Origin of the sequence: Microvirga sp. 17 mud 1-3 (assembly GCF_003151255.1) — a bacterium.
GTDB lineage: Bacteria > Pseudomonadota > Alphaproteobacteria > Rhizobiales > Beijerinckiaceae > Microvirga.
Window position 1 is genome coordinate 1,328,017 of the sequence record NZ_CP029481.1, and the last position, 25,252, is coordinate 1,353,268.

At 65.3% G+C, this 25,252-nt stretch carries 20 protein-coding genes and 1 riboswitch; of the genes, 16 read left to right on the forward strand and 4 right to left on the reverse strand.

Translation table 11 applies throughout. The features are described 5' to 3' along the window. Positions 1-174 precede the first annotated feature (174 nt). Genes C4E04_RS06190 through C4E04_RS06230 form a run of 9 tightly spaced genes read left to right on the forward strand, consistent with a single transcriptional unit; the run spans position 175 to position 12,071 of the window. On the forward strand, positions 175-915 hold the full coding sequence (locus C4E04_RS06190) for a calcium-binding protein (protein ID WP_109595963.1): 741 nt from the start codon (positions 175-177) through the stop codon (positions 913-915). Positions 916-975: 60 nt separating this feature from the next. Beyond that, positions 976-3,204: a glycosyltransferase gene (locus C4E04_RS06195; RefSeq protein ID WP_109595965.1), complete on the forward strand. Its 2,229-nt coding sequence runs from the start codon at positions 976-978 to the stop codon at positions 3,202-3,204. Then, positions 3,201-4,034: a class I SAM-dependent methyltransferase gene (locus C4E04_RS06200; RefSeq protein WP_109595967.1), complete on the forward strand. Its 834-nt coding sequence runs from the start codon at positions 3,201-3,203 to the stop codon at positions 4,032-4,034. Before C4E04_RS06195 ends, C4E04_RS06200 begins: the two co-directional genes overlap by 4 nt. A gap of 1 nt (position 4,035) precedes the next feature. Next, entirely contained in the window at positions 4,036-5,295 is a 1,260-nt protein-coding gene (locus tag C4E04_RS06205) for a glycosyltransferase family 4 protein (RefSeq protein ID WP_109595969.1), read from the forward strand. A gap of 19 nt (positions 5,296-5,314) precedes the next feature. Then, the gene (locus C4E04_RS06210; protein ID WP_109595971.1) at positions 5,315-6,073 is read left to right on the forward strand and encodes a hypothetical protein; all 759 of its coding nucleotides are present in this window, start codon (positions 5,315-5,317) and stop codon (positions 6,071-6,073) included. A gap of 8 nt (positions 6,074-6,081) precedes the next feature. After that, positions 6,082-8,343 (forward strand): hypothetical protein, encoded by a 2,262-nt coding sequence (locus C4E04_RS06215; RefSeq protein ID WP_245416253.1) that lies wholly within the window; start codon positions 6,082-6,084, stop codon positions 8,341-8,343. Beyond that, positions 8,340-9,638 carry a glycosyltransferase family 4 protein gene (locus C4E04_RS06220; RefSeq protein WP_109595973.1) on the forward strand — a complete coding sequence of 433 codons (1,299 nt, stop codon included), beginning with the start codon at positions 8,340-8,342 and terminating at the stop codon, positions 9,636-9,638. Before C4E04_RS06215 ends, C4E04_RS06220 begins: the two co-directional genes overlap by 4 nt. 41 nt (positions 9,639-9,679) lie before the next feature. Beyond that, a complete protein-coding gene (locus C4E04_RS06225) occupies positions 9,680-10,867 on the forward strand; it encodes a polysaccharide pyruvyl transferase family protein (protein ID WP_109595975.1) in 1,188 nt (395 codons plus the stop codon). A 10-nt stretch (positions 10,868-10,877) separates the two neighbouring features. After that, positions 10,878-12,071, forward strand: coding sequence for a hypothetical protein (locus C4E04_RS06230; RefSeq protein WP_109595976.1), 1,194 nt, complete (start codon positions 10,878-10,880; stop codon positions 12,069-12,071). A gap of 38 nt (positions 12,072-12,109) precedes the next feature. On the opposite strand, the gene C4E04_RS06235 is transcribed toward C4E04_RS06230, so the two are convergent. The 4 genes from C4E04_RS06235 to C4E04_RS21550 all read right to left on the reverse strand — a co-directional run bounded on the left by C4E04_RS06235 (position 12,110) and on the right by C4E04_RS21550 (position 17,420). Further along, positions 12,110-13,207, reverse strand: a complete 1,098-nt coding sequence (locus C4E04_RS06235) for a ribonucleotide-diphosphate reductase subunit beta (protein ID WP_109595977.1) — start codon at positions 13,205-13,207, stop codon at positions 12,110-12,112. A gap of 42 nt (positions 13,208-13,249) precedes the next feature. After that, the gene (locus tag C4E04_RS06240; RefSeq protein ID WP_109595978.1) at positions 13,250-16,060 is read right to left on the reverse strand and encodes a ribonucleoside-diphosphate reductase subunit alpha; all 2,811 of its coding nucleotides are present in this window, start codon (positions 16,058-16,060) and stop codon (positions 13,250-13,252) included. Positions 16,061-16,168: 108 nt separating this feature from the next. Then, a riboswitch (cobalamin riboswitch) is annotated at positions 16,169-16,367 on the reverse strand. 90 nt (positions 16,368-16,457) lie between these two features. Further along, positions 16,458-17,198 (reverse strand): bifunctional 2-polyprenyl-6-hydroxyphenol methylase/3-demethylubiquinol 3-O-methyltransferase UbiG, encoded by a 741-nt coding sequence (locus C4E04_RS06245; RefSeq protein ID WP_109600843.1) that lies wholly within the window; start codon positions 17,196-17,198, stop codon positions 16,458-16,460. 93 nt (positions 17,199-17,291) lie between these two features. Beyond that, complete coding sequence (locus tag C4E04_RS21550) at positions 17,292-17,420, reverse strand: hypothetical protein (protein ID WP_256385776.1); 129 nt, start codon at positions 17,418-17,420, stop codon at positions 17,292-17,294. Positions 17,421-17,748: 328 nt separating this feature from the next. On the opposite strand from C4E04_RS21550, the gene C4E04_RS06250 reads away from it, so the two are divergent. The 7 genes from C4E04_RS06250 (at position 17,749) to C4E04_RS06280 (ending at position 25,180) form a co-directional block, all read left to right on the forward strand. Next, positions 17,749-18,945, forward strand: coding sequence for an ABC transporter substrate-binding protein (locus tag C4E04_RS06250; protein ID WP_109595979.1), 1,197 nt, complete (start codon positions 17,749-17,751; stop codon positions 18,943-18,945). Then, entirely contained in the window at positions 18,942-19,994 is a 1,053-nt protein-coding gene (locus C4E04_RS06255) for an iron ABC transporter permease (protein ID WP_109595980.1), read from the forward strand. Before C4E04_RS06250 ends, C4E04_RS06255 begins: the two co-directional genes overlap by 4 nt. Positions 19,995-19,998: 4 nt before the next feature. Further along, positions 19,999-20,796 carry an ABC transporter ATP-binding protein gene (locus C4E04_RS06260; protein ID WP_109595981.1) on the forward strand — a complete coding sequence of 266 codons (798 nt, stop codon included), beginning with the start codon at positions 19,999-20,001 and terminating at the stop codon, positions 20,794-20,796. Further along, entirely contained in the window at positions 20,793-21,581 is a 789-nt protein-coding gene (locus tag C4E04_RS06265) for a class I SAM-dependent methyltransferase (protein WP_109595982.1), read from the forward strand. The genes C4E04_RS06260 and C4E04_RS06265 overlap by 4 nt, the downstream gene beginning before the upstream one ends. Before the next feature lie 102 nt (positions 21,582-21,683). Further along, positions 21,684-22,808, forward strand: a complete 1,125-nt coding sequence (locus tag C4E04_RS06270; protein ID WP_162559297.1) for an alanine racemase — start codon at positions 21,684-21,686, stop codon at positions 22,806-22,808. A gap of 154 nt (positions 22,809-22,962) precedes the next feature. Then, complete coding sequence (locus C4E04_RS06275; protein WP_245416254.1) at positions 22,963-24,054, forward strand: ABC transporter ATP-binding protein; 1,092 nt, start codon at positions 22,963-22,965, stop codon at positions 24,052-24,054. Continuing rightward, positions 24,047-25,180, forward strand: coding sequence for an extracellular solute-binding protein (locus C4E04_RS06280; RefSeq protein WP_109595984.1), 1,134 nt, complete (start codon positions 24,047-24,049; stop codon positions 25,178-25,180). Before C4E04_RS06275 ends, C4E04_RS06280 begins: the two co-directional genes overlap by 8 nt. Positions 25,181-25,252: the final 72 nt, after the last annotated feature.

Sequence of the window (25,252 nt, forward strand, 5' to 3'; positions counted from 1 at the left end):
GAATTTTGCGCTTTACAAATCAGTCTGTCTTGAGCAGTGTTTTTCTGCGGCGAACAGAACTGCGCATTCGCGCGGCCGGCATTTGGATATGCCAAGGGCGTTCGCCTGCATCGACTCCACCAATCCATCCGGCGGGCAGACGTCCCTCCGGTCCCAGCCAGCAAGGAGACAGGTATGGCAACTCTTGAAGGCGGTGCCTATCACGACACGCTTCACGGTACCCATTCCCCGGATGTGATCTTCGGGAATGGAGGGGATGACTTCCTCTTCGGCGGAGGGGGCAACGACGCCCTCTTCGGCGGTGAGGGCGACGACCTTCTCTTCGGCGGCAACGGCGAGGATGCGCTGTTCGGCGGAACGGGCGACGACAAACTCTTCGGCGGCAACGGCAATGACGTGCTGCAGGGCGGTGAGGGCGACGACGTTCTCTTCGGCGGCAATGGCGACGACGTGCTGCAAGGCGGCGCCGGTGACGATTACCTCCGGGGCGGCAACGGCAACGACGTCGTCCAGGGCGGCGATGGAAACGACATCCTCGAGGGCAATTCCGGCAACGATCTGTTGCAGGGCGGCGCCGGCGACGACGTCATCCGTGGCGGCTCGGGCGACGACATCATCCACGGCGGCGCAGGCGACGATGTTCTGTACGGTAATTCCGGACAGGATGTCTTCGTGTTCTCCGGCGGCGGCGGCAACGACGTCGTCATGGACTTCAAGGTCGGCGAGGACCTGCTGCAGGTCTCCAAGGGAATCAACGGTACCGACATCGCGTCGGCCGACGATCTCGCAAGCCGCGTTCACCAGGTGGGTGGCAACACCCTCGTCGATCTCGGCAATGGCGACACGGTCACGCTCGTCAATGTCAATGCGGACGACGTGCAGAGCAACCCGAACGACTACTTCTCGGTCCATTAACCTGTCGGGGCGCTGCGGCCACACGCTGCAGCGCCTCCTCCTACGAGGTGTTTGAACGGCATGGCGCTGCTCGATCTATCGGACGTGGTTTTAACGGAAAACGAGGCGGATCTGCCACGGGCCTTTCATCTGGGCGGCGCGGCGATGCTGATCGTCTGGGATGTTCCCGAGCCGGTCCAGGTTCCCGCGTCTCTGTCGGTCGCGGATGCGGTCGTTGCGCCGACGGCATCACTGCGCCTTCCGCGCCAGGATGGCGGAACCCGTCTTCTTTGGGTCCTGCGCCGGCCCGAGCGTGTTTCCCTGCGGGCCGTACTGTCGGCGGAAAGTCTCGGTTTGAACACCGAACTGTCGCTGGCGGGTGATGCGCCTCTTCCGGCATTCGATGCGGCTGCGCTCCTCGACGATCTTGAAAGACAGGCAGGCGCCACGCTCGTGTCCACCCTGCTGGGCCTATGGAGCGGCCTTTTCCGTCTTCAGCGCAACACGACCTTTCTTCGCAACGTGAAGATGCTGCTGCGTCGGCTGGAGCCCTCGCCGCAGCCGGCCGCCATTGTGGCCCGGGCGGTCGACGGACTCGTCCTGCTCCAGACCCCTTTCCCGGCAGGCTTCGGGACGATCCACGCAATCCATCGGGTTAGCCCTCGTGGCGTGGAACGCCTGAAAGGGCAGCCGCATCGCTCGCGCCTGGGGCGGGGGCGTGAGGCGCTGCATCTCCTGACCGTGGCCGAAGAGGCAGGCGAGCAATCCGACTGGCTCGTCTTCACCGGGCCTGACGGTCTCCAGGCAAGAACCATCCTGCGGCCCGACAAGAAAATACAATCCTTGACGGCGTGGCTGCGCGAGCATGGCAAGCGCGCGGCCGGCCTGCGTGAACATCTTCTGATGGAGATGCCGGGCCTTACGACTTCGGGCGATGTCGCGTCCGTGGAAGCGCAGCTCGGCGCCCCTCTGGACCGTCAGCGGGTCACGGGTGCGGGCCTCTCTGCCGAGATCGCCTGTGCGCTGTCCACCGCGCGCGGAACGCTCGTGACGGGCTGGTTCCGTGACCCGCTGAATCTCGTCGCCGGCGTGGCCGCCATCGGGCGGGACGGCACGGTCCATGATCTGACCGGGGAGCTGCGCCGGTTTCCGGTTGCTGCCGAGGATGCAGGGGGCGGCCGGGTGAGCGCAGTCGGCTTCGCGGCCCTGGCGCCTGCAGCCGGCGGAGCGGCGCCCCTGCTCCAGCCGCGCTTTCGCCTGCTTCTGCGCTCGGGCGCCTATCATCCCCTCGTTCCTGCCCCGCAGTCGGCCGATCCGGTCGAGGCCCGTGCAGCGGCCCTGCGTGCCGTGCCGCCGCAGCACGTGGACGAAGCGCTCCTGGCGGATGTGCTCGCGCCCGTCATCGCCGACCTTCACGAGAAGGCGCGCGCGGGCACGAATGAGCCGCGCGTCCATCAGATCGGCCAGCCGCTGCTGCGCCCGAAAGTCTCGGTCGTCATCCCCCTCTACAAAGCGCTGGACTTTCTGCGCTTCCAGATCGCCGCCTTCGCGACGGATCCGTGGTTCAGGCAGAATGCCGAGCTGATCTATGTGCTCGACTCGCCTGAGCAGGCTGCGGAGGTCGAGCACCTGATCGGCGGACTGCATCTCGTCTATGAGCTTCCGATTCTGCTTGCCGTGATGGAGCGCAACGGCGGCTATGCCCGCGCCTGCAATGCGGGCGCCGCCCTGGCGCGCGGCGAGGTTCTGGCGCTCGTCAATTCGGATGTGGTCCCGGTCGCGCCGGGATGGCTCGAAGCGCTCGTGATGCGGCTGTCCGGCCGCCGGCGTGTCGGCGCCGTGGGTCCGAAGCTCCTCTTCGAGGATGGCTCCCTTCAGCATGCGGGCATGTATTTCGAGCGCGACCACCGCGGACGCTGGCTCAACCACCACTACTACAAGGGCATGCCGCGCTTTTATGCTCCAGCGACGGAAGAGCGCCTCGTGCCCGCCGTGACCGGAGCCTGTCTGGTGATGTCTCGGCCGCTCTTCGAGACGGTCGGCGGCTTCACGGAGGATTACGTAATCGGCGATTATGAGGACAGCGACTTGTGCCTCAAGATCACGGCCGCGGATCGCCGGATCCTCTATGCGGCCAATGTCGAGCTCTATCACCTGGAGCGCAAGTCGATGACGCTCAGCAGCGACTACATGAAGGGCGTCGCCTGGCAATACAACTGCGCTCTTCATGCCTCCCGCTGGGGAGACAGGATCGCGGCCATCATGAACGCGCAGCTCCGAACTTCAAAAAACAAGAGGACAGCCGCATGAATGCTCAGGTTGGCAGCAAGGTCAGCGCCTATCGGCCCTTGCTCTCCCCCGCCGAGGAGGCACGCCTCTCGGTCACCGTCGAAGGGATCACGCGCAACCGCTTCCTTCCTGCGCCGCCGCCCGAGAACGTCTTCGTCGGGGATGGGGATTATCGCGCGATCGGAGCGGAATATCTCGGTCATTTCGTGCGCCTGGGCGGCCTCAAGCCGACGGATCGCGTTCTCGACATCGGCTGCGGCATCGGCCGCATGGCGGTGCCGCTGACCCAGTATCTGGATGGCCAGGCGGGCTGCTACGAGGGCGTCGATCCCGTGCGGGAAGGGATCGAGTGGTGCGTGCAGAACATCACGCCTGCCTATCCGCATTTCCGGTTCTGCCAGATCGACTTGGCGCACGAACTCTACAATCCCGGCGGTTCCCTCGCGGGGCACGAGGTGGTCCTGCCGTTCTCGGACGCGAACTTCGACTTCGTCGCCATGGTGTCGGTCGCGACGCACCTGCCGGTGTCGGAGATCGCTGCCTATGCACGCGAGGTCATGCGCCTGATGGCCCCGGGCGGGCGGCTTTTTATGACGGCCTTCCTGGTCCTCGACGGAGATGTGGATAGGGCAAACGCACGCCCCCGCTTCACGGCCGGCAAGGAGGAGGGAACCTGGTACGGCGATCCGGACGCGCCGCTCGCGGCGATCGGCTTCGACCGTCACCTGGTCGAGCAGGCCGTGCGCGAGGCCGGACTCAACATCGAGCGGGTCAGCCTCGGCCACTGGCGCAACATCGACAGCACTCATTACCAGGATGTGGTGATCGCGACGAAACCGGAGGCCGCCTGACATGCGGGTTCTCGTCGTCGCCCATAACCATCCGGACCTGCATCCAGGAGGGACCGAGATCTTCGCCCACGACCTGTTCCGCGAACTGCGGACACGGCCTGGCATCGAAGCTCTGTTCCTCGCGGCTACCAACAGGGTTCACCGAGAGCCGCGCCCCGGCACGAGCTTCCAGGCCGTGACGGATGCTCCCGACGAGGTGGTGCTCTGGAGCGGACATTTCGATCATTTCTACCTGAGCCAGGTGGACACCTACGGGGTCGTCCCGCAGCTGGCCGCGCTCCTGCGGGAGTTCCGTCCCGACGTGGTTCATATCCACCATGTCCTGCTTCTCGGCGTGGAGTTCATTGCGCTCATCCGGCGCGTGCTGCCGCAGGCGCGCATCGTGATGACGCTCCACGATTACTACGCCATCTGCGCCCATGACGGCTTGATGATGCGGACCAAGGGACGCGAGCGCTGCGAGCGCGCCTCGCCGAACCGGTGCAGCGGATGCTTCCCTGACATTCCCGCCGACCGCTTCCTCCTGCGCGAGCGCTATCTCAAAACCCTGCTCGCACAGGTCGACCGTTTCATCGCGCCGAGCCGCTTCATCAAGGAGCGTTTCGTCGCCTGGGGGTTGCCTGAGGCCGTCATCGACGTGGTGCCGAACGGTCGGCCCGAAGCTCCTGTGGCCGCACATCGTGCCTCGCCAGACGGACGACGCCCCGTCTTCGGCTATTTCGGCAACCTGAATCCCTGGAAGGGGGCGCCCGTGCTGCTGCGGGCCGTGCAACGCCTGATCGCCGAAGGTCGGGAGGATTTCGAGCTGCGCATCCATGGCGGCGCGCCGTTTCAGGCGGAGAGCTTCGTCGAGGAGGTCGACGACCTCGCGCGTGCGGTCGAGCCTCACGTGGTGCGCCTCGGTCCCTATCGCCGGGAGGAGCTTCCGGCCCTCATGGCGGCGGTGGACTGGGTCATCGTGCCGTCCATCTGGTGGGAGAACGCGCCCCTGGTGATCCAGGAGGCCTTTCATCATCGGCGCCCCGTCATCGCGAGCGGCATCGGCGGGATGGCAGAGGCCGTGACGGACGGCCGGGACGGGCTCCACGTGCGCCCGGACGATCCCGTCGCGCTCGCCCGCACCATGGCGCAGGCCATGGACGAGCCGCAGCTCTGGAGCAGGCTGGTCGAAGGGATCCGGCCGCCTCCAACCATTGCCGAAACGGCCGAACGGCATCTTCGCCTTTATGGCGACCTCGATATTTCCGCACAGGCAGCCTGATGCAGGGAGGGACGACCTCATGAGCATGGCAGAAGTCAAAGCGCCGATCCGGCAGGCTCCGGAGCCGACGGGTGGCCAGATCCAAGGACGGCTCGATGCCGTCGAAAGCCGGCGCCTCTACGGCTGGGTCTGGGACCGCGCGCAGCCACAGGAAAGGCTCCTCGTGCGCGTGCTCTTCCGGGGGCGCATGGTGGCCTCTGCCACGGCCGACCGTCCGCGTGTCGACCTGAGGCGCAACGGCATCGGCGACGGGGCCTATGCGTTCGAGGTCGAGCTGCCGGTCAGCGTCAGCCAGGACCTTGGAGATCTTGAGGTCGTGGCGGTCTCGCGCAAGACCGGGGAGGAGATCATCCTCCCGGCACCAACCCAGGACGAGCGTGCCGCGGAGGCGGCGATCAGCGCTCCGCTCAATCGGGTCCTTCAGCAGCTCGAAGTGCTGATCACCGCGCAGCACCGTTCGCAGATCATCCTGCGGGAAGCCGTGGAGGGGATCCGTGAGACGGCCGGGCAGGTGGAGCGCATGGCCTCTCAGGAAGACGGCATCGGTGCGGCCCTGGAGGTCGTCCGTTCCAACCACGGCGAGCTCGCCCAGCGCATTGCCGACGTGGAGGTGTTCCACATGCGCTTCGACAAGATGATCGCCGGCTTCGACGAGCGGATCGCCGAGCTGGCGAACGCGGCCGACCGGCCCATGCGCCGCGCCGTCGCGATCCTGATCGCCCTGGCGGGCATCTCGGCCGCCAGCGCCCTTTCGACCCTTGTGATTGCGCTGCGATAGGAGAATTCATGACGATTGCAGTCCGCCATCCGCCGCAGAGCGATGTGCCGCGCGCCGTTCGCGCCGACCCTGTCGGAGGTGGCGCCTTTCTGGCCGATCCCCTGAGCCTGCCGACCGACGGCGAAACCGTCATCGCCGCACCCGTAGGAGAGGACCTTCTGCTCCTCGCGGGCGTGACGGACGCCATGTCCCGCTCGGTCCCGGTCCTGCTCAACGGCGACCCTGCGCTGTCGATGACCGCGAACGTGGTCACATGGGTGCGCAAGGAGGCGCCTCCGGAAGCCTGCATCGGATTCGTGGCGGTCGTCCCGGTCAAGGTCGCGGGCCGGGTCCGCATTCGCTCCATCGTGATGCGCCGCAAGGGGCAGCCGCTCCGCTACACCCTGGTGAGGCGGGCCCTGCCGCTCATGGGCCTGATGAACATCGTCGCTGTCGATGCCGAATCCGAGTTTCCGAAGGTCGCGGACGGCGTCGCCCAGGCTCTGGTCAGCGGACGGTCGGATCCCAAGCGCGTGGCAGCGGCCCTGTCCATGCTCACGGCGGCCGCACGGGCGGACGGTTTCGTCGAGGTCATGGGCGCGCTCGATACAGGCGAGATCCTGCTCCAGGGCTGGTCGAGCGAGTTGCCCCTCGATCGCTCACGGCTGATCGTCTCCCATGAGGGCCTCACGTCCGGCGACTTCGCGGCCGCCAAGGTGGTGCGCGACGATCTGGGGGAGCGGGGATACGGCTTCGTCGGCGTCCTCAACACCGGCGAGGCGACGGTCGACCTCGAAAGATTGCAGCGGCTCTTCTTCCGTGGGCCGCAGGGCTGGCGAACGCTCGAGATCTATGACAGGCGCGTTCGCCTCGCACCGATCGACGTGCCCGCCCATATCCGCGATGTGCTTCCCCGGGCGGCCGCCGAGGCCGAAACGTTGGCCCTGCTGCAGAAGATGGGCGCGCGTTACGACGGGCGCGACACGGTCTCATCCCTCAAGGAGCCCGTCCGGATCGGCATGGATGCGGTTCTGGACCTGGCGAAGGGAGGCATTCTCGTCAGCGGCTGGATGCTGGACCCCGAGCAGGCCGTCAGGGAGGTCATCCTCCATGCGGGCAAGCAATCTGCCCGCATCGACGGAACATGGACACGCCTGGCCCGGCCCGATGTGACGGCGGCCTTCCAGCACGATCCGGCCTTCGGCCACAGCATCGATCCGCACCGGCACGACCACGGCTTCCTGGCTTTCGTGCCCGGGCTCGCCCCCGGGAGCGAAGATCCGGTCTATTTCGAGATCGTGACGGGGGAGGACACGTCCGCATTCTATCCGCTCAAGCCCGTGCGGGCCTCGTCCCGCCGCGCTCTGGACCGGATCGTGGCGGCGCTCGATCCGCGCTCCGCCGCGACCGGTATGGCGATCGAAACCCATATCGGGCCGATGATCCAGGTGTTCGACCACCCCAAGCCGCGGCCCGTGGAGCAGCGCGATTTCGGCTATGATGAGAGCGCATCCGGCCTCGCATTGGCGCTCGGCGGCCGCCGTGACGGTGAGGAGGTGCTCGTCACTCTCTCGCTTCTGGCCCTCGACCCCGCGATGCATGACATTCCTATCATCGTCTGCGTGCCGATGGAGCTCTACGGCAAGATCGCCGCGGAGGTGCAGCGTCTTGCGAGGTTCTACGGCCTCGGCGTCAGGCTCGTGGGCGCCGAGGGCGTGCAGGATGCGTGCGACGCTCTCGATGCGGCCGCCCAGGCCACGAAGGTCGAGACGCTCGCGTTCCTGTCCGCCGGCGTCATGCCGCGCCGCTCCGGATGGCTGCCGGTTCTCGAACGGGCCCACCGCAACCGGAACGGAAAGGCCCTGGTCAGCCCGACGATCCTGTTCGAGGACGACTCAGTCTGTTTCGCCGGCACCATTCTGGACCCGCGGGAGCGGCGCCTGGTTGACAGTTTCCTGGGCTATCCGTGCGACGTCATCCGCGGCGCGGAGCCCATGGAAGTCATGGCCGGGTCGAGTGCCTGCTGCATCCTCTCCCGCGCGGCGTTCCACGATATCGGCGGTTTCAGCCAGTCCTATCTGAGCGTCCGGGAAAAGAGCCGCGATCTGAGCCTGAAACTGAAGCTCGCCGGCACGCCTTCGATCTGGCTGCCGGACATCGAGATGGTCGCGGCGGATGGCGACCCGGCCGAAGTAGGCCTCTCGTGGCAGCGGCTAGTGCAGCACGTGGACCGCTGGAGCTTCGACCGGCGCTGGTCTCTCCTGGTCGCCAACATGCGAGGAGCCGAATGACTGTTCACCCGTTACGCGTTCTCGTGGTTTCCCACGGCCATCCGAGCCTGTCCCTCGGTGGCGCGGAGGTCGCCTCCTATAACCTCCACAAGGGGCTGAACACCCTCGAGGATGTAAATTCCCGCTTCCTTGCCCGCGTCGGCCATCCGGTCGTGCGACATGGGGGGACGGCGCTTCTGAGCCTGCGCCAGAAACAGGGAGAGATTCTCTACCACGCCGACGATTACGACCATTTCTTCCTGTCCAACCGGAACACCGAGGAGGTGGAGCGCGACTTCATGCGCGTGGTGCTCGACCTCAAGCCGGACGTGATCCATTTCCATCACTTCATCGGCCTCGGTCTCGAATGCCTCTATGCGGTCCGGCGGGCCCTGCCGGACACGGTCATCGTCGTGACGTTCCACGAGTTCCTGTCCATCTGCCACCACCACGGCCAGATGGTGAAGACCGGCAACGGCAACCTGTGCCGGCAATCCTCTCCGGCCGATTGCAACGCCTGCTTCCCGGACATCTCGCCCGCGCGCTTCCTGCGCCGGGAGAAGTTCGTGCGCGGGCTTTTGGAGCTGGCGGACCATTTCGTCTCGCCGAGCCACTTTCTGGTGGACCGCTACGTGGATTGGGGGCTCGACAGATCGAAGTTCACGGTGATTGAGAACGGCCTCGACATTGTGGAGCCGACGCCGCCCCGGCCCCTGCCGCCCGGCGGTCGCCGCGCCCGGTTCGCCTATTTCGGGCAGATCACCGCGTTCAAGGGTGTCGACGTCCTGCTCGATGCGGTGGCGCGCATTCCGGAATCCGTCTGGGGCGACGATGCCCAGCTGATGATCTTCGGCGGCAATCTCGAACGGCAGCCGGAAGCCTTCCGGCAGAAGATCGAGAAGCTCGTCGAGCAGGCAGGCTCACGGGCACGCTTCTACGGCGCCTATCAGAACGCCGAGATGCCGCGCCTCATGCAGTCCATCGACTGGACCGTCATTCCGTCGATCTGGTGGGAGAACTCGCCCATCGTGATCCAGGAATCCTTCTTCCACGGTCGCCCCATGATCGCCAGCAATATCGGCGGCATGGCCGAGAAGATCACCGACGGGGTCAACGGCCTGCATTTCAGGGTCGGATCGCCCGAGGACCTGATCGACCGGATGGTCGAGGCCCTGACGGATCCGGGACTCTGGGACCGGCTTCGCGCCGGCATCGCGCAGCCGATCAGCTACCGGGACTGCGCCCAGAAACACCTCGACCTCTACTACACCGTCGCGGCGAACCGCGACTCCGTACCCGCCGTGCGTTCGGCCTGACATTCGCCCGGCATACGCCTATAACCAGAAGGAGAGACAACGTGGCCCGCATTCTCGTGATGATCCCCTCAGGGGAAGTCTATGACCACGACAACGTTCGCTGGTACCGCTACAAGGACGTCCAGAACCACATCAACCACTACCACAACATCGGCGACGCCTTCGTCTTCGACTCGTCCCTGAAGCTCCTGAACTTCGACAAGCTCGGAGTCCTGCCGATCGCGAACCCCAATCTCGACGACATCGACCGGCTCAACGAGGAATACGACTACGTGTTCCTGCGCGGGTCCAACTATGTCCACAAGGACATGCGCTGGAGCCAGACCATCGAGGTCCTCAAGCGCCTCAAGATCCCGGTGATCGCCTACGGAATCGGCGCCCAGGCTCCCGTGAAGGGCAAGATCGAGCTGTCCGAAGAGACCAAGACGGTGCTCCGCATGATGGCGGATTCGACCACCTCCATCGGCGTGCGCGGCACCTATTCGGCCCAGGTCCTGTGGGATATCGGCATCCGCAACGTGCGCATCATCGGCTGCCCGACCGCGTTCCGGAGGAACAACCCGAACCTGTCGATCCAGCTGCCGTCCCTCGACAAGGTCCGCTATGCGGGCATCACCATGCGGCGGGAGGTCTCGCCGGCCTACGCGCAGGACATTAAGCGCTATCTGACCTTCCACCGCGACCTCGTCAAATCCCTGGCGCAGCGCTTCGACGTGGTCCTCATGGCCCAGGGCGAAGTGGAGGAGAAGAAGATCGTCTTCGGAACCCAGGAGCAGAAGGAGGAAGCCTTCGCGGCCCTGCGGGCGAACAAGTGGGTCTCCGACTGGTACATGGACGAGACCATGGAGCAGCTCCACCGCGAGCGCCTGTTCTATTCCGACGTGGTCTCGGACTACGAGGACCTGGTGCAGCAGAAGGACCTGGTTCTCGGCTACCGCCTCCACGGCAACCTGATGGCCCTGTCGAACGGAACGCCGTCGATCTACTTTACCTATGACAGCCGGACGACGGAATTCGCCGAGACCTTCCAGATCCCGAGCTTCGACGTCTTCTCCGGGAAGGACTTCGTCCTCGAGGATTACTGGGACCAGTCCCTGTTCGACAAGTTCAACCGGGCCTATCACCACACCTATCGCGAGATGCGGCAGTTCCTGGTCGAGAATGGCGCCGACACCAAGATGGTCGACGTCATGGAGAAGGTCCAGGAGCCTGTCCAGAAGGTGGCGTGAGGGCACACCGATGAAGCGGCCGCTGGCGCTTCTCGCTCTCTCTCTCCTGGCGGGAAGCGCGCTGTGGACCGGCGCTCGGGCCGAAACGGCCGGGCGCCGGGACTTCACCCTCGTGCCGTCCGGACCCGTCGAGACGGTGTTCGACTGGTCACGGGATGCCTGCGCGAAAAGCCACGTGCCGGATGCTTCGGCGCGGGCCTTCCGCGACGCGGACGGGGAGGTCCGCGTGATCGCGAGTCACAACGACAACCGCGCCTTCGTAGGGCCGGACCTCGATGCAGTCCGTCCCCGCTGCGACGTGGTGTATCAGGGAAGTCGCTCGGCCCGCCTTGCCGATTTCGACGACCTGAGCTGGATCGGCGCCGTCTACACCCGGGATGGCCGGACCGTTTATGCCCTCGCGCATACGGAGTTGCGCGGCGAGCGCACGCCCGGGCAATGCCCGGCGGGGCGCTACAGCGCCTGTCTCCTCAACACCGTCACGGGCCTCGTCTCCCACGATGGCGGCCGTCGGTTCGAGAAAGCCTCCGCCACACCCCCGGTCGTGGCGACGCTGCCTTACGCCTATCCCACGGACCGCAAGGCGCGGGTCGGCTATGCCAACCCGTCGAACATCATCGAGCGAGACGGGTGGTATTACGCCTTCATTTTCGCGGACGGCTACCGGGACCAGCGCAGGGGCAACTGCCTCATCCGCACCAAGACCCTGGACGATCCGGGCTCCTGGCGCGCCTGGGACGGAAAGGGCTTCACGGTCACTTTCACTGACCCGTTCCGGGCGCCTGAAAGCGATGTCGCCTCCCATGTCTGTCAGCCGGTCGCCCCCAACGTGATCGGCCGGATGATCGGCAGCATCTCCAAGGTGCGCGGGACGGATGCGGTCGTCGCCGTGTTCGGCGATAAGCGCCGCACCGCGGACGGGCGGACGATCGAGGGGTTTTATGCGTCCACCTCCGGCGATTTGCTGACATGGACGCCACCGACCCTCGTGATGGAGGCGCAGCTTCTCTGGGACAAGGATTGCGGCCGGCCGGAAGCCTATTTCTATCCGAGCCTCCTCGATCCGCAGGCACAGACGCGTTCCTTCGAGGATGTCGGTTCCAAGGGGTATCTCTACCTGACCCGCTACCAGCTCACCGGTTGCAAGGTTACCTGGGACCGGGATCTGGTGCGTGTCCCCGTGGAGGTCCGCACGGCTCCCTGACGCGACGGGGAAGGGCTCCCCGCCGCATCGCGCCGTTTTCAATCCCAGGCCAGGGAGCCGCCGTTCTGGTAGTCGATGACCCGGGTCTCGAAGAAGTTCTTCTCCTTCTTCAGGTCCATGGCCTCCGACATCCACGGGAAGGGGTTCTCGGTCGGCGCAAAGACCGGCGCGAGGCCGAGCTGGGCGCATCGCCGGTTGGCGATGAAATGCATGTACTGCTCGCACTGGGCCGCGTTGAGGCCCAGGAATCCGCGCGGCATGGTGTCCCGACCGTAGGCCGCCTCGAGCTCCGCCGCCTCGGTGAGCATTCCCCGGATCTCGTCCTGGAATTCCGTCGTCCAGAGATGCGGGTTCTCGGCCCTGATCTGGTTGATCACGTCGATCCCGAAATTCAGATGCAGGCTCTCGTCGCGCAGGATGTACTGATACTGCTCGGCAATGCCGACCATCTTGTTGCGCCGCCCCAGGGCCAGGATCTGCGCAAAGCCCGTGTAGAACCACATCCCCTCGAACACCACGTAGAACGCCACGAGGTCGCGCAGGAAATCCCGGTCGCGCTCCGGCGTGCCGGTGCCGAATGACGGATCGTCGAGATGGCGGGTGTGCCGGAGCGCCCAGGCGGCCTTGTCGGTGATCGACGGGACCTCCCGGTACATATTGAACAACTCACCCTCGTCGAGGCCGAGGCTCTCGACGATGTATTGGAATGTATGCGTATGGACCGCCTCCTCGAAGGCCTGACGCAGCAGGTATTGCCGGCATTCGGGGTTCGTGAGGTGCCTATAGATGGCGAGCACAATGTTGTTGGCCACGAGGGATTCGGAAGCCGCGAAGAAGCCGAGATTGCGCTTGATCATGCGTCTTTCGTCTTCTGTCAGCCCGTCCTTGGCCTTCCAGAGGGCGATGTCCGCATGCATGGAGACTTCGGTCGGCATCCAATGGTTGTTGCAGGCGGCAAGATATTTCTCCCATGCCCATTTGTATTTCAGGGGGAGGAGCTGGTTCACGTCGGCGCGGCAATTGATCATCGCCTTGTCGTCGACAGTGACGCGCCGCCCCTGGCGGTCGATGTCGCCAAGTCCCGTGGGCGTAAGAGAGGCGGGCGCGGCTGCGCGGGTGTCTGCCAGGTCGAGCATGGCTGTCCTTTCGGGGAATGAGAGCAAGAGAAAGGCGCCGCCTTACTGGCAGGCCTCGCAATCCGGGTTGTCGATGGAACAGGCAAGCGCCTCCGGAGACGGAACCGGGGCAGGCGTGATGCGCACGGCATTCAGGCTGCCGTCCGTCGCCGTCAGGGTCGACTTCTCCACATGGGTCGCGGCCGTGGCGCGCAGGTAATAGGTGGTCTTGAGGCCACGGTGCCACGCCAGCTTGTACATGGCGTCGAGAGCGCGTCCGTTCGGGGTGGCGATGTAGAGGTTCAGGGACTGTGCCTGGTCGATCCATTTCTGGCGCCGGGCCGCAGCCTCGATCAGCCAGGATGAGTCGATTTCGAAGGCGGTCGCATAGAGCGCCTTGAGGTCGTCCGGGATGCGGTCGATCCGGCTGAGGCTTCCGTCGAAATATTTCAGGTCAGAGATCATCACCTCGTCCCAGAGACCCCGCTCCTTCAGGTCGCGGACCAGGGCCGGGTTGATGACCGTGAAATCCCCCGACATGTTGGCCTTCACGTAGAGATTGCGGAAGGTGGGCTCGATGGACTGGGACACGCCGCAGATGTTGGAGATGGTCGCGGTCGGCGCGATGGCCATCACATTGGAATTGCGCATGCCGACGGTTCTGACGCGCTCGCGCAGGCTCGCCCAGTCAAGCCGCGAGGAGCGGTCGAGGTCGAGACCGCCCCGCGCCTCGGCGAGGCGTTCGAGCGAGTCGATGGGCAGGACGCCCTGGGACCAGAGGGATCCCTCGAAGCTCGGATAGCGCCCCCGCTCGGCCGCAAGGTCGCAGGAGGCCGCGATGGCATGATAGCCGATGGCCTCCATGCTCTCGTCCGCGAAGGCGACGGCCGCATCCGATCCCACCGGCAGACGCAGGGCGTAGAGTGCGTCCTGGTAGCCCATGAGGCCGAGGCCGACCGGGCGATGGCGCAGGTTGGAGCGGCGCGCCTCCGGAATGGTGTAGAAGTTCACATCGATCACGTTGTCGAGCATCCGCATGGCGGTCCGCACCGTCCGGGCGAGGCGGTCGTGGTCGAGCCCCTGCGGCGTCACGTGGTTGGCGAGATTCACCGAGCCGAGATTGCACACTGCCACCTCGTCGTCGGAGGTGTTGAGGGTGATTTCCGTGCACAGGTTGGAGGAATGCACGACCCCGACATGGCCCTGGGGCGAGCGGAGGTTGCACGGGTCCTTGAAGGTGATCCAGGGGTGCCCGGTCTCGAACAGCATGGTCAGCATCCGCCGCCATAATTCGATGGCGCGCAGGCGCTTCCAGACCTTGATCTCGCCTCGTGCGGCGCGCTCCTCGGCGACCCGGTAGGCTTCCGCGAAGGCGGTCCCGTAGAGGTCGTGGAGATGGGGCACTTCGTCTGGCGAGAACAGCGTCCAGTCCCCGTCCTCCAGAACCCGCTGCATGAACAGATCCGGAATCCAGTTCGCGGTGTTCATGTCATGGGTGCGGCGGCGTTCGTCGCCGGTGTTTTTGCGCAGGTCGAGGAATTCCTCGATGTCGATGTGCCAGGTTTCGAGATAGGCGCAGACTGCGCCCTTGCGCTTGCCGCCCTGATTCACGGCAATGGCCGTGTCGTTTGCGACCTTCAGGAAGGGCACGATGCCCTGGGATCGGCCGTTCGTGCCGCGGATATGGGCGCCGAGGCCGCGCACGCGCGTCCAGGAATTGCCAAGACCGCCGGCATATTTGGACAGGAGCGCGTTGTCCTTGATGGCCTTGAAGATCCCGTCCAGATCGTCGGGAACCGACGTGAGGAAGCAGGAGGAGAGCTGCGGCCGCGGTGTGCCCGCATTGAAGAGGGTCGGGGTGGAGCACATGAAGTCGAAGGACGACAGCAACTCGTAGAACGCGATGGCGTGCTCCTCCCGGTCCACCTCGCGGATCGCGAGCCCCATGGCGACGCGCATGAAGAAGGCCTGGGGCATCTCGAAACGGATGTCGTCCCGGTGGAGGAAATAGCGGTCGTAGAGGGTCTGAAGGCCGAGGAACTGGAACAGGTCGTCCCGCGCGGGCCTGAGCGCCCGGGCGAGGCGGGCAAGATCGAAGCGGGCAAGCTCAGGATCGAGCAGGCCGGCCTCGATGCCGGTCCGAACGAAGGCCGGAAAGTAGGCGGCGTAGTCGGGTGTCTCCCGGACGAAGCCCGTGGCCGAAAAGGCTTCGCGCTTCAGCTTGCCGAGGAGGAGCCGTGCGCTGACGAAGGAATAGTTCGGCTCCTGCTCGATGAGAGTGCGGGCCGCCATGATTTGCGCCAGGGCGAATTCCTCGCTTGTGATCCCGTCATAGAGATTGCGCAGGGTCTCCTGAAAGATCGGCTCCGCCGAGACGCCTTCGAGCCCTGCACAGGCAGCCTCGATGGCTCGCTTGAGGGCATCAAGATCCAAGGGGGCCGTGCTCCCATCGGGCTGGCGGATCGTCAGGCGCGGAGCCGGGGAGGGGGCCTGCGCTCGCTGCCGCTCGCGGGCGCGCTCCTCCCGGTAGAGGACATAGGCGCGGGCCACCTTCTGGTGCTCGGCGCGCATGAGTGCGAGTTCCACCTGGTCCTGAACCTCCTCGATGTGGAAGGTCCGGCCCGAATCCGCCCGGCGCAGGAGCGCCGTGACGACCCGGTCCGTGAGCTCCGCGACCGTTTCGTGGATGCGGCGCGAGGCGGCCGCGGACGAGCCCTCGACGGCCAGGAACGCCTTGGTGAGTGCCACAGCGATCTTGTTCTGGTCGAAGGGCGTCACGCTGCCGTCGCGGCGGATGAGTCGGTATTCCGGTGCGGTGAACGGCGGTGCAGAGGCCGGCAGATGCGCCGGCATTGGGTGAGTGGACAGAGACATTCGGCAACCCCTTTGAAGCAGGGGAGTGGGCCGAAGGAGCGCAGATCAGGATTACGGACGCAGAGGGACGCCGCCATCGGATTGCGATCCAACGGGGCACCCCGCCCGTGACGATCGAAACGCGAAGGCAGGTCTCCTGGCTCGCGGGTCAGTGCCGCTGTCGTCCTTCCCGGCGCGTCCACGCCAGTGGTTCGTTCGACAGATGCTCGCCGCTTACAGTTGCGGGGGCAGCCTCGGTATCGCACCGAGTTCCCTCTTAGCCTCCGAGCCCGTGCGACTCGGAAGAACCTTCGCTAGATATGGTAGGGATGCGGCCGGGCATGTCAATATGTGGATGGCGCATGGGTTGCCATGCGCCATTCCCGCATGATCCGGACGGCCATGCCGCGGCGCCCTCTTAACGCGCTTCTGTCTTTTGCGCGGAGACGAGGAGCATCATCGGCCGCTCCAGTTCTTCGGCCAGGTCGGGCCATTGCTCAATCTGTTCGTGCGTCGGCGCGAATTCCTCGATCCGGCGCAACGTGAAGCCTGAATCGATCAGCGTGTTGAGCGTCGTGCCGAGCGTCCGGTGATACTTCAGCACGCCCCTGGCGAACCAATCCGTGCGGCGCTCGCCCTCCATCGAGTAGCCGTTGACCGGCCAGGTCTTGCGGCCGTCTTCAGCCGCAATCCAATGCGGATGCGCCGCAGCCATGAAGATCGGATGCTCGATCGTGAAAACCAGATCTCCGCCCGGAACCAGCGCATTGTGAATCATGCGCGTGAGACGGCCAAAATCCTCGACATAATGAAAGGTGAGGGCGCTGTAGACGAGGTCGAAAGCCGCCTCGGGCAGTTCCAGCGTCTCGAGATCGGCGATCCGATAGTCGATAGCCGGGTCCGAGGTATCGGCCGTAGCGCGTGCAACCATGTTTTCAGACAGGTCGAGCCCGAGAACCGAGGCCGCGCCCTGCGTGCGCATCCAGCGTGAAGCCCAGCCGAACCCGCAGCCCAGATCCGCCACGCGCTTTCCGGTGAGCGCGGGCAGCATGGCCCGGATCGCAGGCCATTCGGGCGCACCGTCCAGGCCTTTCACCTGTCGCGGCAACTGGCTGTAGCCAGCGAAGAATTCGGGATTGTCGTAGATATTCTGTGCCATGTTGATCTCCATAACGAAAGGAGGACGAGGCACGTTTCAATGCGGAAAGACCTCGTCCGTGAGGGGCGAGGCCAAGGCTGGCGATCCGCGTGTTCAGTTCGCGTGGTCGACATCCCGGCACCCCGCCGTGGGGATGCCGGCCAACCGGGCGACAATATGGGTGTCCTTCTCGACCATGGCCCATATCTCGGCAAGACCTCCGGAGGAGTCAAGCGCCGACATGGCCATGATGGCTGCTTCGTCCGCACGGCCGCTTTCGATCAGCGCGATTTCAACCCATTGCGCGTCGCTATCAGGGCGGGCCCTTCTCCCTGTCGGCGAGTGCCGAGCCCGAGCGGAAGAGGATGCAGTGCGGACAGGACTATCGCTTTGAAGTGGCTCGCGATGTCGGGCCTATCGAGAAGAATTCCAAAGTAGAGCCAGATAAGAAGTGTTCTAAGTTATTGATTTATAATTGATTTTTGTAAATTTTAGTCTTAGCGGTGCCGCGACGCCAAGGGCGTGACACTCAACCCGGGGCCTTGACCCCCAGGATCCATGAGGACAGCCGATGCCGAGCTTCAGACGGCGCGAGAACGGTTCTGCGACCGCGCGCTTCCCTTTCCTTTTCCTTCTCGCCTTCTTCGCCACCGCCAGCCTCTTGTGGTCGGTGTCCGCGATCTCTCCGGCCCATGCCCAAACGGCCGAGACCGTCGAGGTCACGGATCTCGCGGGCCGCACGGTGCGGGTCAAGAAGGGCGTGCAGCGCATGATCCTGGGCGAGGGCCGCCAGCTCTATGGGCTGGCCGTGCTCGAAAGGGACAACCCCTTCAAGCGGGTCGTCGGCTGGCGTGATGACCTGAAGGTCAACGATCCGGACGCATGGCGCAAGTACCGCGCCAAGTTCCCGGAGGCCGAGAAGATCGCGGATTTCGGCAATCCCTATACGAGCGATTTCAGCGTCGAGAAGGTGCTGGCGCTCGATGCGGACGTGGTGGTGCTCGATCTCGGCAACTACTTCAAGGCCCAGGAATCAGGAACCATCGCGAAGCTCGAGAAGGCCGGTATCCCGGTCGTGTTCATCGACTGGCGCGAGGATCCGAGCCAGAACACCGTGCCGAGCCTCATTCTCCTCGGACGCATCATGGACCGGGAGAAGGAGGCGCTCGCCTTCGCGGATTTCTATCTACGCCAGATCCGCCTCGTCTATACGCGCGTCGGCAATCTCAAGGAGAAGGACCGTCCGCTCGTGTTCATGGAGCGCGCGGCCGGCTATAACCCCAACAATTGCTGCTCCACCTGGGGCGCCACCAACTTCGGCAAGTTCGTCGAGGAGGCCGGTGGCCGCAATTGGGGAAGCCGCTTCTTCAGCTCCACGAGCGGCGGCGACGTCAATGTCGAGAAGGTCATCGCCGACGATCCTGATTTCTACCTGATGACCGGCGCGAACTGGTCCGAGGCCATCCCGAGCAGCACCGCGGCGCCCATGGGTTACGAGGCCACGGACGAGAAGGTCCAGGCGAGCCTCAAGACCCTGACGGCGCGGCCGGGCCTGTCCCTGCTCCGGGCCGTGCGCGAGAAGCACGTGATGGTGCTCTACCATCAGTTCTACAACTCGCCCTATTCGTTCGTAGCCGTCCAGGCCGTGGCCAAGATGCTTCATCCCGACCGGTTCAAGGATGTCGATCCGCAGGCAACCTGGACGGAGCTCCACGCGAAGTTCCTGCCGGTCGAGACCTCGGGCCTTTTCTGGGCCACGATGAAATGACGAGCATCGCGCTCACGGCGGTCGCGGGCTACCGGCGCGCTACGCGCCGGCGCCTCGGCCTCTTCGGCCTGGGACTGGTGGCGCTCCTGGCCGCCTTCGTGACCGACCTCGCCGTGGGCCCGGGCCCGGCAACGCTCGGCCAGGTGATCTCCGCGCTCATCGACCCGTCCGCGGCCGATGCGCGGCTTCGACTGGTGGTGTTCGATCTGCGCCTGCCCATCGCCCTTATGGCGGTGCTGGTCGGTGCGATGCTCGGCCTCGCGGGCGCTGCCATGCAGACCATCCTCAACAACCCACTCGCCGACCCGTTCACCCTCGGCGTGTCGGCGGCCGCGAGCGTCGGCGCGTCGCTCGCCATCGCGTTCGGCTGGGTTCTGCTCCCCGTCGGCGGGACCATCGCGATTACGACGAACGCCTTCGTGTTCGCCCTCATGGCGTGCCTTGCCCTGTTCGGCCTGACCAAGCTGCGGGGCGTGAGCGCCGAGACCATGGTGCTCGTCGGCATCGCGCTTCTCTTCACGTGCAACGCGCTCCTCGCCCTCATCCAGTACCGCTCAAATGAGACGCAGCTTCAGCAGATCGTCTTCTGGATCATGGGCAGCCTGAGCCGCGCGAGCTTCGAAAAGATCGGAATCTGCGTCGTTGCGCTAGGTATCGCGCTGCCCTGGATGTTGGCGCGCGGCTGGGCGCTCACGGCCCTGCGCCTGGGCGACGAACGCGCCGAGAGCATGGGCATCAAGGTCGACCGTCTCCGCCTGGAAATCCTGGCCCTGGTGTCGCTGCTCGCGGCAATCTCGGTGGCCTTCGTCGGCGCCATCGGTTTCGTCGGGCTCGTGGGTCCCCACATCGCCCGCCTCGCCATCGGGGAGGATCAGCGCTTCTTCCTGCCCCTGTCGGCTGCCACAAGTGCCATCATCCTGTCCCTGGCCTCGACCCTGTCGAAGGCCGTGACGCCGGGCATCATCTATCCCATCGGGATGATCACGAGCCTCATCGGCGTCCCGTTCTTCATCAGCCTCATTCTCTCGATCCGAAGCCGAGGAGCCTGATGCCGTGTCCCTCCTGATCGACGACCTCAGCTTTTCCTACGGTCCGCACGCGGTCCTGAGCGGGCTTGCGGCCGGGCCTCTGGAGCGCGGCGCCCTGACGGCGCTCGTCGGACCGAACGGCTCGGGAAAATCGACCCTGTTCCGGTGCTTCTCGGGCACCGCGAAGCCGCAAAGCGGGCGCATCGTCCTGGACGCGCAGGATCTCGCGACCTTCAAGGACAGCGAGCGCAGCCGCCGGGTCTTCCACCTGGCGCAGGACCTGTCGGCGCGCGCCGCCCTGACGGTGTTCGAGGTCGTCCTTCTGGCCCGCAAGAGCCTGACGGGCGGCTTCAACCTGCGCGCGGGCCTGTGCGATCTGCGCATGGTCCAGAACGTCCTGGGGAGCCTTGAACTCGAGGCCCTGAGCCAGCGTCCCATTGGCGCCCTGTCCGGAGGCCAGAGGCAGCTCGTCGGCATAGCCCAGGCGCTCGTGCGCGAGCCCGACGTGCTTCTTCTCGACGAGCCGACGAGCGCGCTTGACGTGCGCCGTCAGCTCGAGGTCCTTCAGACCGTCCTCCGCGTGACCCGCGAGCGGTCCATGATCACCCTCGTGGCCCTGCATGACCTGTCCCTGGCGGCCCGCTTCGCCGACCGTCTTCTCGTCCTGAAGGAAGGGCGGATCGCCGAGGAGGGAGAGCCGGAGGACACCCTGCGCAAGCACGCCACGGCCGAGGCCTACCGCGTCGGCCTTCATCTCGAGCGGTCCACCCGCGGATCGCTCCTCGTCGAACCCTATCTTTCATCCCTGCGAGCCGCCGAATGACGAGCACCCTGCACCCCTCCACCAACTGGTCCCTGAAGGAAGACATCCGCAGCTATTGGTCGAAGCGTGCCGAAACCTTCGACCGTGCCTTCGGGCACCGGATCCCGAAGGGACCCGAGCACGACGCCTGGGCGGCTGAGATCCGGGACCATTTCGGCGAGGCTCCCCTCGACGTGCTGGAGCTCGCCTCGGGAACCGGAGAGGTGACCGGCGTCCTGCTCGACCTCGGCCACAACGTTACCGGGATCGATTTCTCGGAAGCCATGATCGAGCGCTCCCAGGCGAAGCACCGGGGGAATACGCGGGCCCGGTTCCTGCTGGGCGATGCCGAGGGCACCCTGGAGCCTGATGATACCTACGATGCGGTCGTGTGCCGCCATCTCGTCTGGACGCTGACGAACCCCGAAGCGGCTCTTCGGGACTGGCACCGGGTGCTCCGGCCCGGCGGGCGTCTCCTGATCTTCGACGGGGATTTCGTGAACCAGCCCTGGCAGGGTCGCCTGGCAAAGCGGGCGATGACCCTGCTCGAAAAACTGACGGGTCCCGATCTCCACCGGGATCCCCCCCTGGCGCAGCAGCATACCGCGATCCTGGAGCAACTGCCCTTCCGGGATGGCCTGACCTTCGCGCGCCTCAAGGGGATTGCCGAGGAGGCGGGCTTCACGGATGTGGCGTGCAGCAGCTACCGGCGCATCCAGCGTGCCCAGCGGCGCATCGCCGGCCCGCATGACTGGCTGCGGACCTGGCTTCATGACCGGTTCATCCTCACCGCAAGAAAGATGTAATCCGCAGCCGCACGGAGGACACGCCTCTTTCGCAGTTCCGGTCCGGCGCCGAACTGCGATACGGAAACGGAATGGGGGAGGCCGCGAAGACCGATGAATTCCATGGATTGGGCAGATCTGCCGGACCTGAAGACGCCTTACGTTCTGGTCCAGAAGGAGAGGCTTCTCCGCAACATCCGCCGAGGAGCGGCCATCGCGACCGAAGCGGGCATCCGCCTGCGCCCTCACGTGAAGACGCATAAATCGATCGAGCTGGCCGCACTTCAGCACGAGCACGGCGCCGAGGGGCTGACGGCCTCGAAGCCCAGCGAGGCGGAGATCTTCGTCCGCGCGGGCTTCAAGGACGTGCTGGTCGCCTATCCGGTCATCGATCCCGAGCGCATCATCCCTCTCCTTCGAGCAGCCGATTGCAACCGAGCCTCGGTCACCTTCATCGCGGACAGCCGGGAAGGGCTTACGGCTGTCGAAAAAGCCGCGCAGGCCGCGGGGCGCAGCGTTCCCGTGCGCATCAAGATCGACGTGGGGCTGCACCGCTGCGGCATCGCGGCGGAATCGCCCGCTCTGGAGGGGCTTGCCGAAATTCTCAAGCGTTCTTCCGCGCTCATCTTCGACGGCCTCGTGTCCCATGCGGGTCACGCCTATGGCCGCACGGGGCGCGATCAGATCGGCGAGGTCGCCGCGGAAGAGCGGCGCCTCATGCTCCTCGCGAGGGAGCGCCTGACGGGCCTCGGCCTGCCGGACGCGAAGATCTCGGTCGGGTCCACGCCCACGGTCTTCTCGTCGGAGACCTTTGCGGGCATCGACGAGATCAGGCCCGGAAACTACGTCTTCCTCGACCTGACCGCCGTCCGGCTCGGGATCGCCACCCATGACGACATCGCCCTTGCGGTGGTCGCGACTATCGTGAGCGCCAACGAGGATTATTACATCGTCGATGCCGGCTCGAAGGCGCTGACCTCAGATCTTGGAGCGCATAGCTCGGGAGGGGCCGGCTTCGGCCTCGCCTCCACGTTCGACGACCGGGCGAGCCGTCTTCCGGTGGTGCGCCTTTCGGAGGAGCATGGCTTCGTGGAGAGGCGGGGCGGAACCCTTCCGGTCGGGACCCGGATGCTCATTTACCCCAATCACGCCTGCCCTGTGGTCAACCTCTTCAACCGTCTGGCGGTCTATGACCCGGAGGGCGAGCCGTCCCTCTGGTCGGTGGACGCGCGTGGGCGGAGCGTCTGATCCGGGCCGCGCCGTGCCTCTCGTCCGGAAGGGCAAGGCCTAGCCGGCTAAAATTGCGATCCCTTTCTGATCGCAGGCTTTCCAGTGTCATTTAAATGTGATTGTCTCATCCCATAAGGACGCGAAAAGCGCCGACAGGGAGGGAAGTGAGGCCGTGGACAATAATGTCTTGCCCGCGATCGAGGTCGATCATCTGCAAGTGAGCTACGGCAGCCAGCCGGTGCTCCACGGGGTCAGCCTCTCGGTCGCGCCGGGAGAGTTCATCGCCATCCTGGGCTCCTCCGGATGCGGGAAGACCACGCTGCTTCGCACCATCGCGGGATTCCAGAAAGCCTCGGGAGGCGCCATCCGCCTCTTCGGGCGCGACGTGGTCGATGTGCCGCCCGAGAAGCGCGGCATGGCCATGATGTTCCAATCCTATGCCCTCTGGCCGCACATGACCGTGCTGGGCAATGTGGGCTACGGCCTTCGCCTGCGCGGCGTCGCCAAGGAGGAGATCCGGACCCGGGTCGCCGCCGTCCTCAAGATGCTCAACCTGACCGGCCTCGAGGGCCGGAAGGTGACCAACCTGTCCGGCGGCCAGCGCCAGCGGGTGGCCCTGGGCCGGGCGCTGGCCATCGAGCCGGAGATCCTTCTGCTCGACGAGCCCCTGTCGAACCTCGACGCGAAGGTGCGAATCCAGCTCCGCTCGGAAATCAAGGCGCTCCAGTCCCGGCTCGGCTTCACGGCAATCCACGTCACGCACGACCGGGAAGAGGCCATGACCATGGCGGACCGGATCGTCGTGATGGATGCGGGCCATATCGCCCAGGTGGGATCTCCGAAGGAGGTCTACGACCGGCCTAATTCGCCTTTCGTGGCGAGCTTCATGGGCGCCGAGAACACCATTGCGCTCGATATCCGGCCCGCGGGTGACCGCGTCGAGATCAGCACCCGGGACGGGCGTTCCATGCCCTATGGGGGCGACGTGCCGGTCGGCGCCGTCACGGCCTATTTCCGCGACGATGTCGCGTCCCTCGACGATCCCGATGCGTGGGTCGAGGATTCCATCGTTCTGCCCGGGACAATTACGCAGAGAACGTATCCCGGCGGACACTACAGGTACGTGGTCGCGATCGGCGACCGTCATTTTACCGTGACGGACGACCGCTACCACGACGTCGACCGCCCCGTCGGCCTGAGGCTGCCGGTGGCGTCGTTACACCTGTTCCCCACCGAACAATCCAAGGGAGGAATTCATGCGTAAGGCTCTTTACGCCGCGGGCTTCGCGGCGCTTCTGATGACGAGTAGCGCCAGTGCGCAGACGCTCAATGTCGCCACCGCGGGCGACCAGAACATGGTCGACTACATCAAGGATTATCTCGGCCCGCTCTTCGAGAAGCAGCATCCGGGCGTCAAGGTCGTGGCTGTCGGCACAGGGCCGGGCGACGGCGGATCCCAGAAGATCTACGAAAAGCTGGAGGCGCAGAACAAGGCCGGCGCGCCCGCGGATTTCGACGTGGTCGTGATTCACCAGAAGGCGGCCGGCACCATGGTGCAGGAGAACCTGCTCAAGAAGTACCGCGACAGCCTCCCCACCGGGAAGCTCGTGACCCGCGACACGGCGACGAACTCCCTTGGCACGGACGTCTCCGGCTACGTCATGCCCATGTTCCATTCGCAGACCGCCATTGCGTACAACCCGGACCTCATCAAGGACGTGCCGAACAGCTATGTGGAGCTGCGCGACTGGGTGAAGAAGAACCCGAAGCAGTTCGGCTATAACGGCATCAAGGGCGGCATGTCCGGCGTCGCCTTCGTGACCGGGTGGGTCGCGGCCTTCGGCGGTGACGCTGCGAAGCTGGAGAAGGGCCCGTACGATGCGGCCGAGAAGGCTGCCTGGGACAAGTCCCTGGCCGACCTGAAGGAGTTCAACAAGAACGTCGTGATCACGCCCGGCAATGCCGGCACCCTCGACATGCTCAACCGCGGCGAGATCGCCATGGGGCCCGTCTGGGTCGACATGTTTTATACCTGGAAGGCCGAGGGCAAGCTTCCGCCGAACATGCGCCTGAAGCTCGTGTCGCCCGGCATGCCCGGGCAGCCCATGTACTACGCCGTCCCGGCGAAGACCGCGCAGGATAAGCTGGCGACCGAGTTCATCGCGCTCGCGACCAGCCCCGACGTGCAGGCCGAGGGCATCGTGAAGCGGTTCAACTGGTATCCGGGCATCGACGCCAAGAACCTGGAAGGCAAGCTCGACCAGGCCGTGTGGAATCAGCTCTTCGCCGACATCCCGCCGGATGCGCTCTCGTCCAACGGCAAGCCGTTCCCCATCGGTCCGTACTTCAACGACATTCTCGAATCCTACGAGAAGAAGGTCGCGAACTGATCCTGTTCACGCCACGGGCGGCCTTCTGGGCCGCCCGTGGCCATTCGGCTCCGGCTTTCTGCCGAAACCGGG

Bases quoted from the DNA above. Each gene is read 5' to 3' on its own strand.
- C4E04_RS06270 (WP_162559297.1), top strand. From the start codon at position 21,684: ATGGATTGGGCAGATCTGCCGGACCTGAAGACGCCTTACGTTCTGGTC.
- C4E04_RS06245 (WP_109600843.1), bottom strand. From the start codon at position 17,198: ATGGCACAGAATATCTACGACAATCCCGAATTCTTCGCTGGCTACAGC.
- C4E04_RS06255 (WP_109595980.1), top strand. From the start codon at position 18,942: ATGACGAGCATCGCGCTCACGGCGGTCGCGGGCTACCGGCGCGCTACG.
- C4E04_RS06210 (WP_109595971.1), top strand. From the start codon at position 5,315: ATGAGCATGGCAGAAGTCAAAGCGCCGATCCGGCAGGCTCCGGAGCCG.
- C4E04_RS06280 (WP_109595984.1), top strand. From the start codon at position 24,047: ATGCGTAAGGCTCTTTACGCCGCGGGCTTCGCGGCGCTTCTGATGACG.
- C4E04_RS06205 (WP_109595969.1), top strand. From the start codon at position 4,036: ATGCGGGTTCTCGTCGTCGCCCATAACCATCCGGACCTGCATCCAGGA.
- C4E04_RS06230 (WP_109595976.1), top strand. From the start codon at position 10,878: ATGAAGCGGCCGCTGGCGCTTCTCGCTCTCTCTCTCCTGGCGGGAAGC.
- C4E04_RS06220 (WP_109595973.1), top strand. From the start codon at position 8,340: ATGACTGTTCACCCGTTACGCGTTCTCGTGGTTTCCCACGGCCATCCG.
- C4E04_RS21550 (WP_256385776.1), bottom strand. From the start codon at position 17,420: ATGTCGGCGCTTGACTCCTCCGGAGGTCTTGCCGAGATATGGGCCATG.
- C4E04_RS06215 (WP_245416253.1), top strand. From the start codon at position 6,082: ATGACGATTGCAGTCCGCCATCCGCCGCAGAGCGATGTGCCGCGCGCC.
- C4E04_RS06250 (WP_109595979.1), top strand. From the start codon at position 17,749: ATGCCGAGCTTCAGACGGCGCGAGAACGGTTCTGCGACCGCGCGCTTC.
- C4E04_RS06190 (WP_109595963.1), top strand. From the start codon at position 175: ATGGCAACTCTTGAAGGCGGTGCCTATCACGACACGCTTCACGGTACC.
- C4E04_RS06235 (WP_109595977.1), bottom strand. From the start codon at position 13,207: ATGCTCGACCTGGCAGACACCCGCGCAGCCGCGCCCGCCTCTCTTACG.
- C4E04_RS06195 (WP_109595965.1), top strand. From the start codon at position 976: ATGGCGCTGCTCGATCTATCGGACGTGGTTTTAACGGAAAACGAGGCG.
- C4E04_RS06240 (WP_109595978.1), bottom strand. From the start codon at position 16,060: ATGTCTCTGTCCACTCACCCAATGCCGGCGCATCTGCCGGCCTCTGCA.
- C4E04_RS06200 (WP_109595967.1), top strand. From the start codon at position 3,201: ATGAATGCTCAGGTTGGCAGCAAGGTCAGCGCCTATCGGCCCTTGCTC.
- C4E04_RS06265 (WP_109595982.1), top strand. From the start codon at position 20,793: ATGACGAGCACCCTGCACCCCTCCACCAACTGGTCCCTGAAGGAAGAC.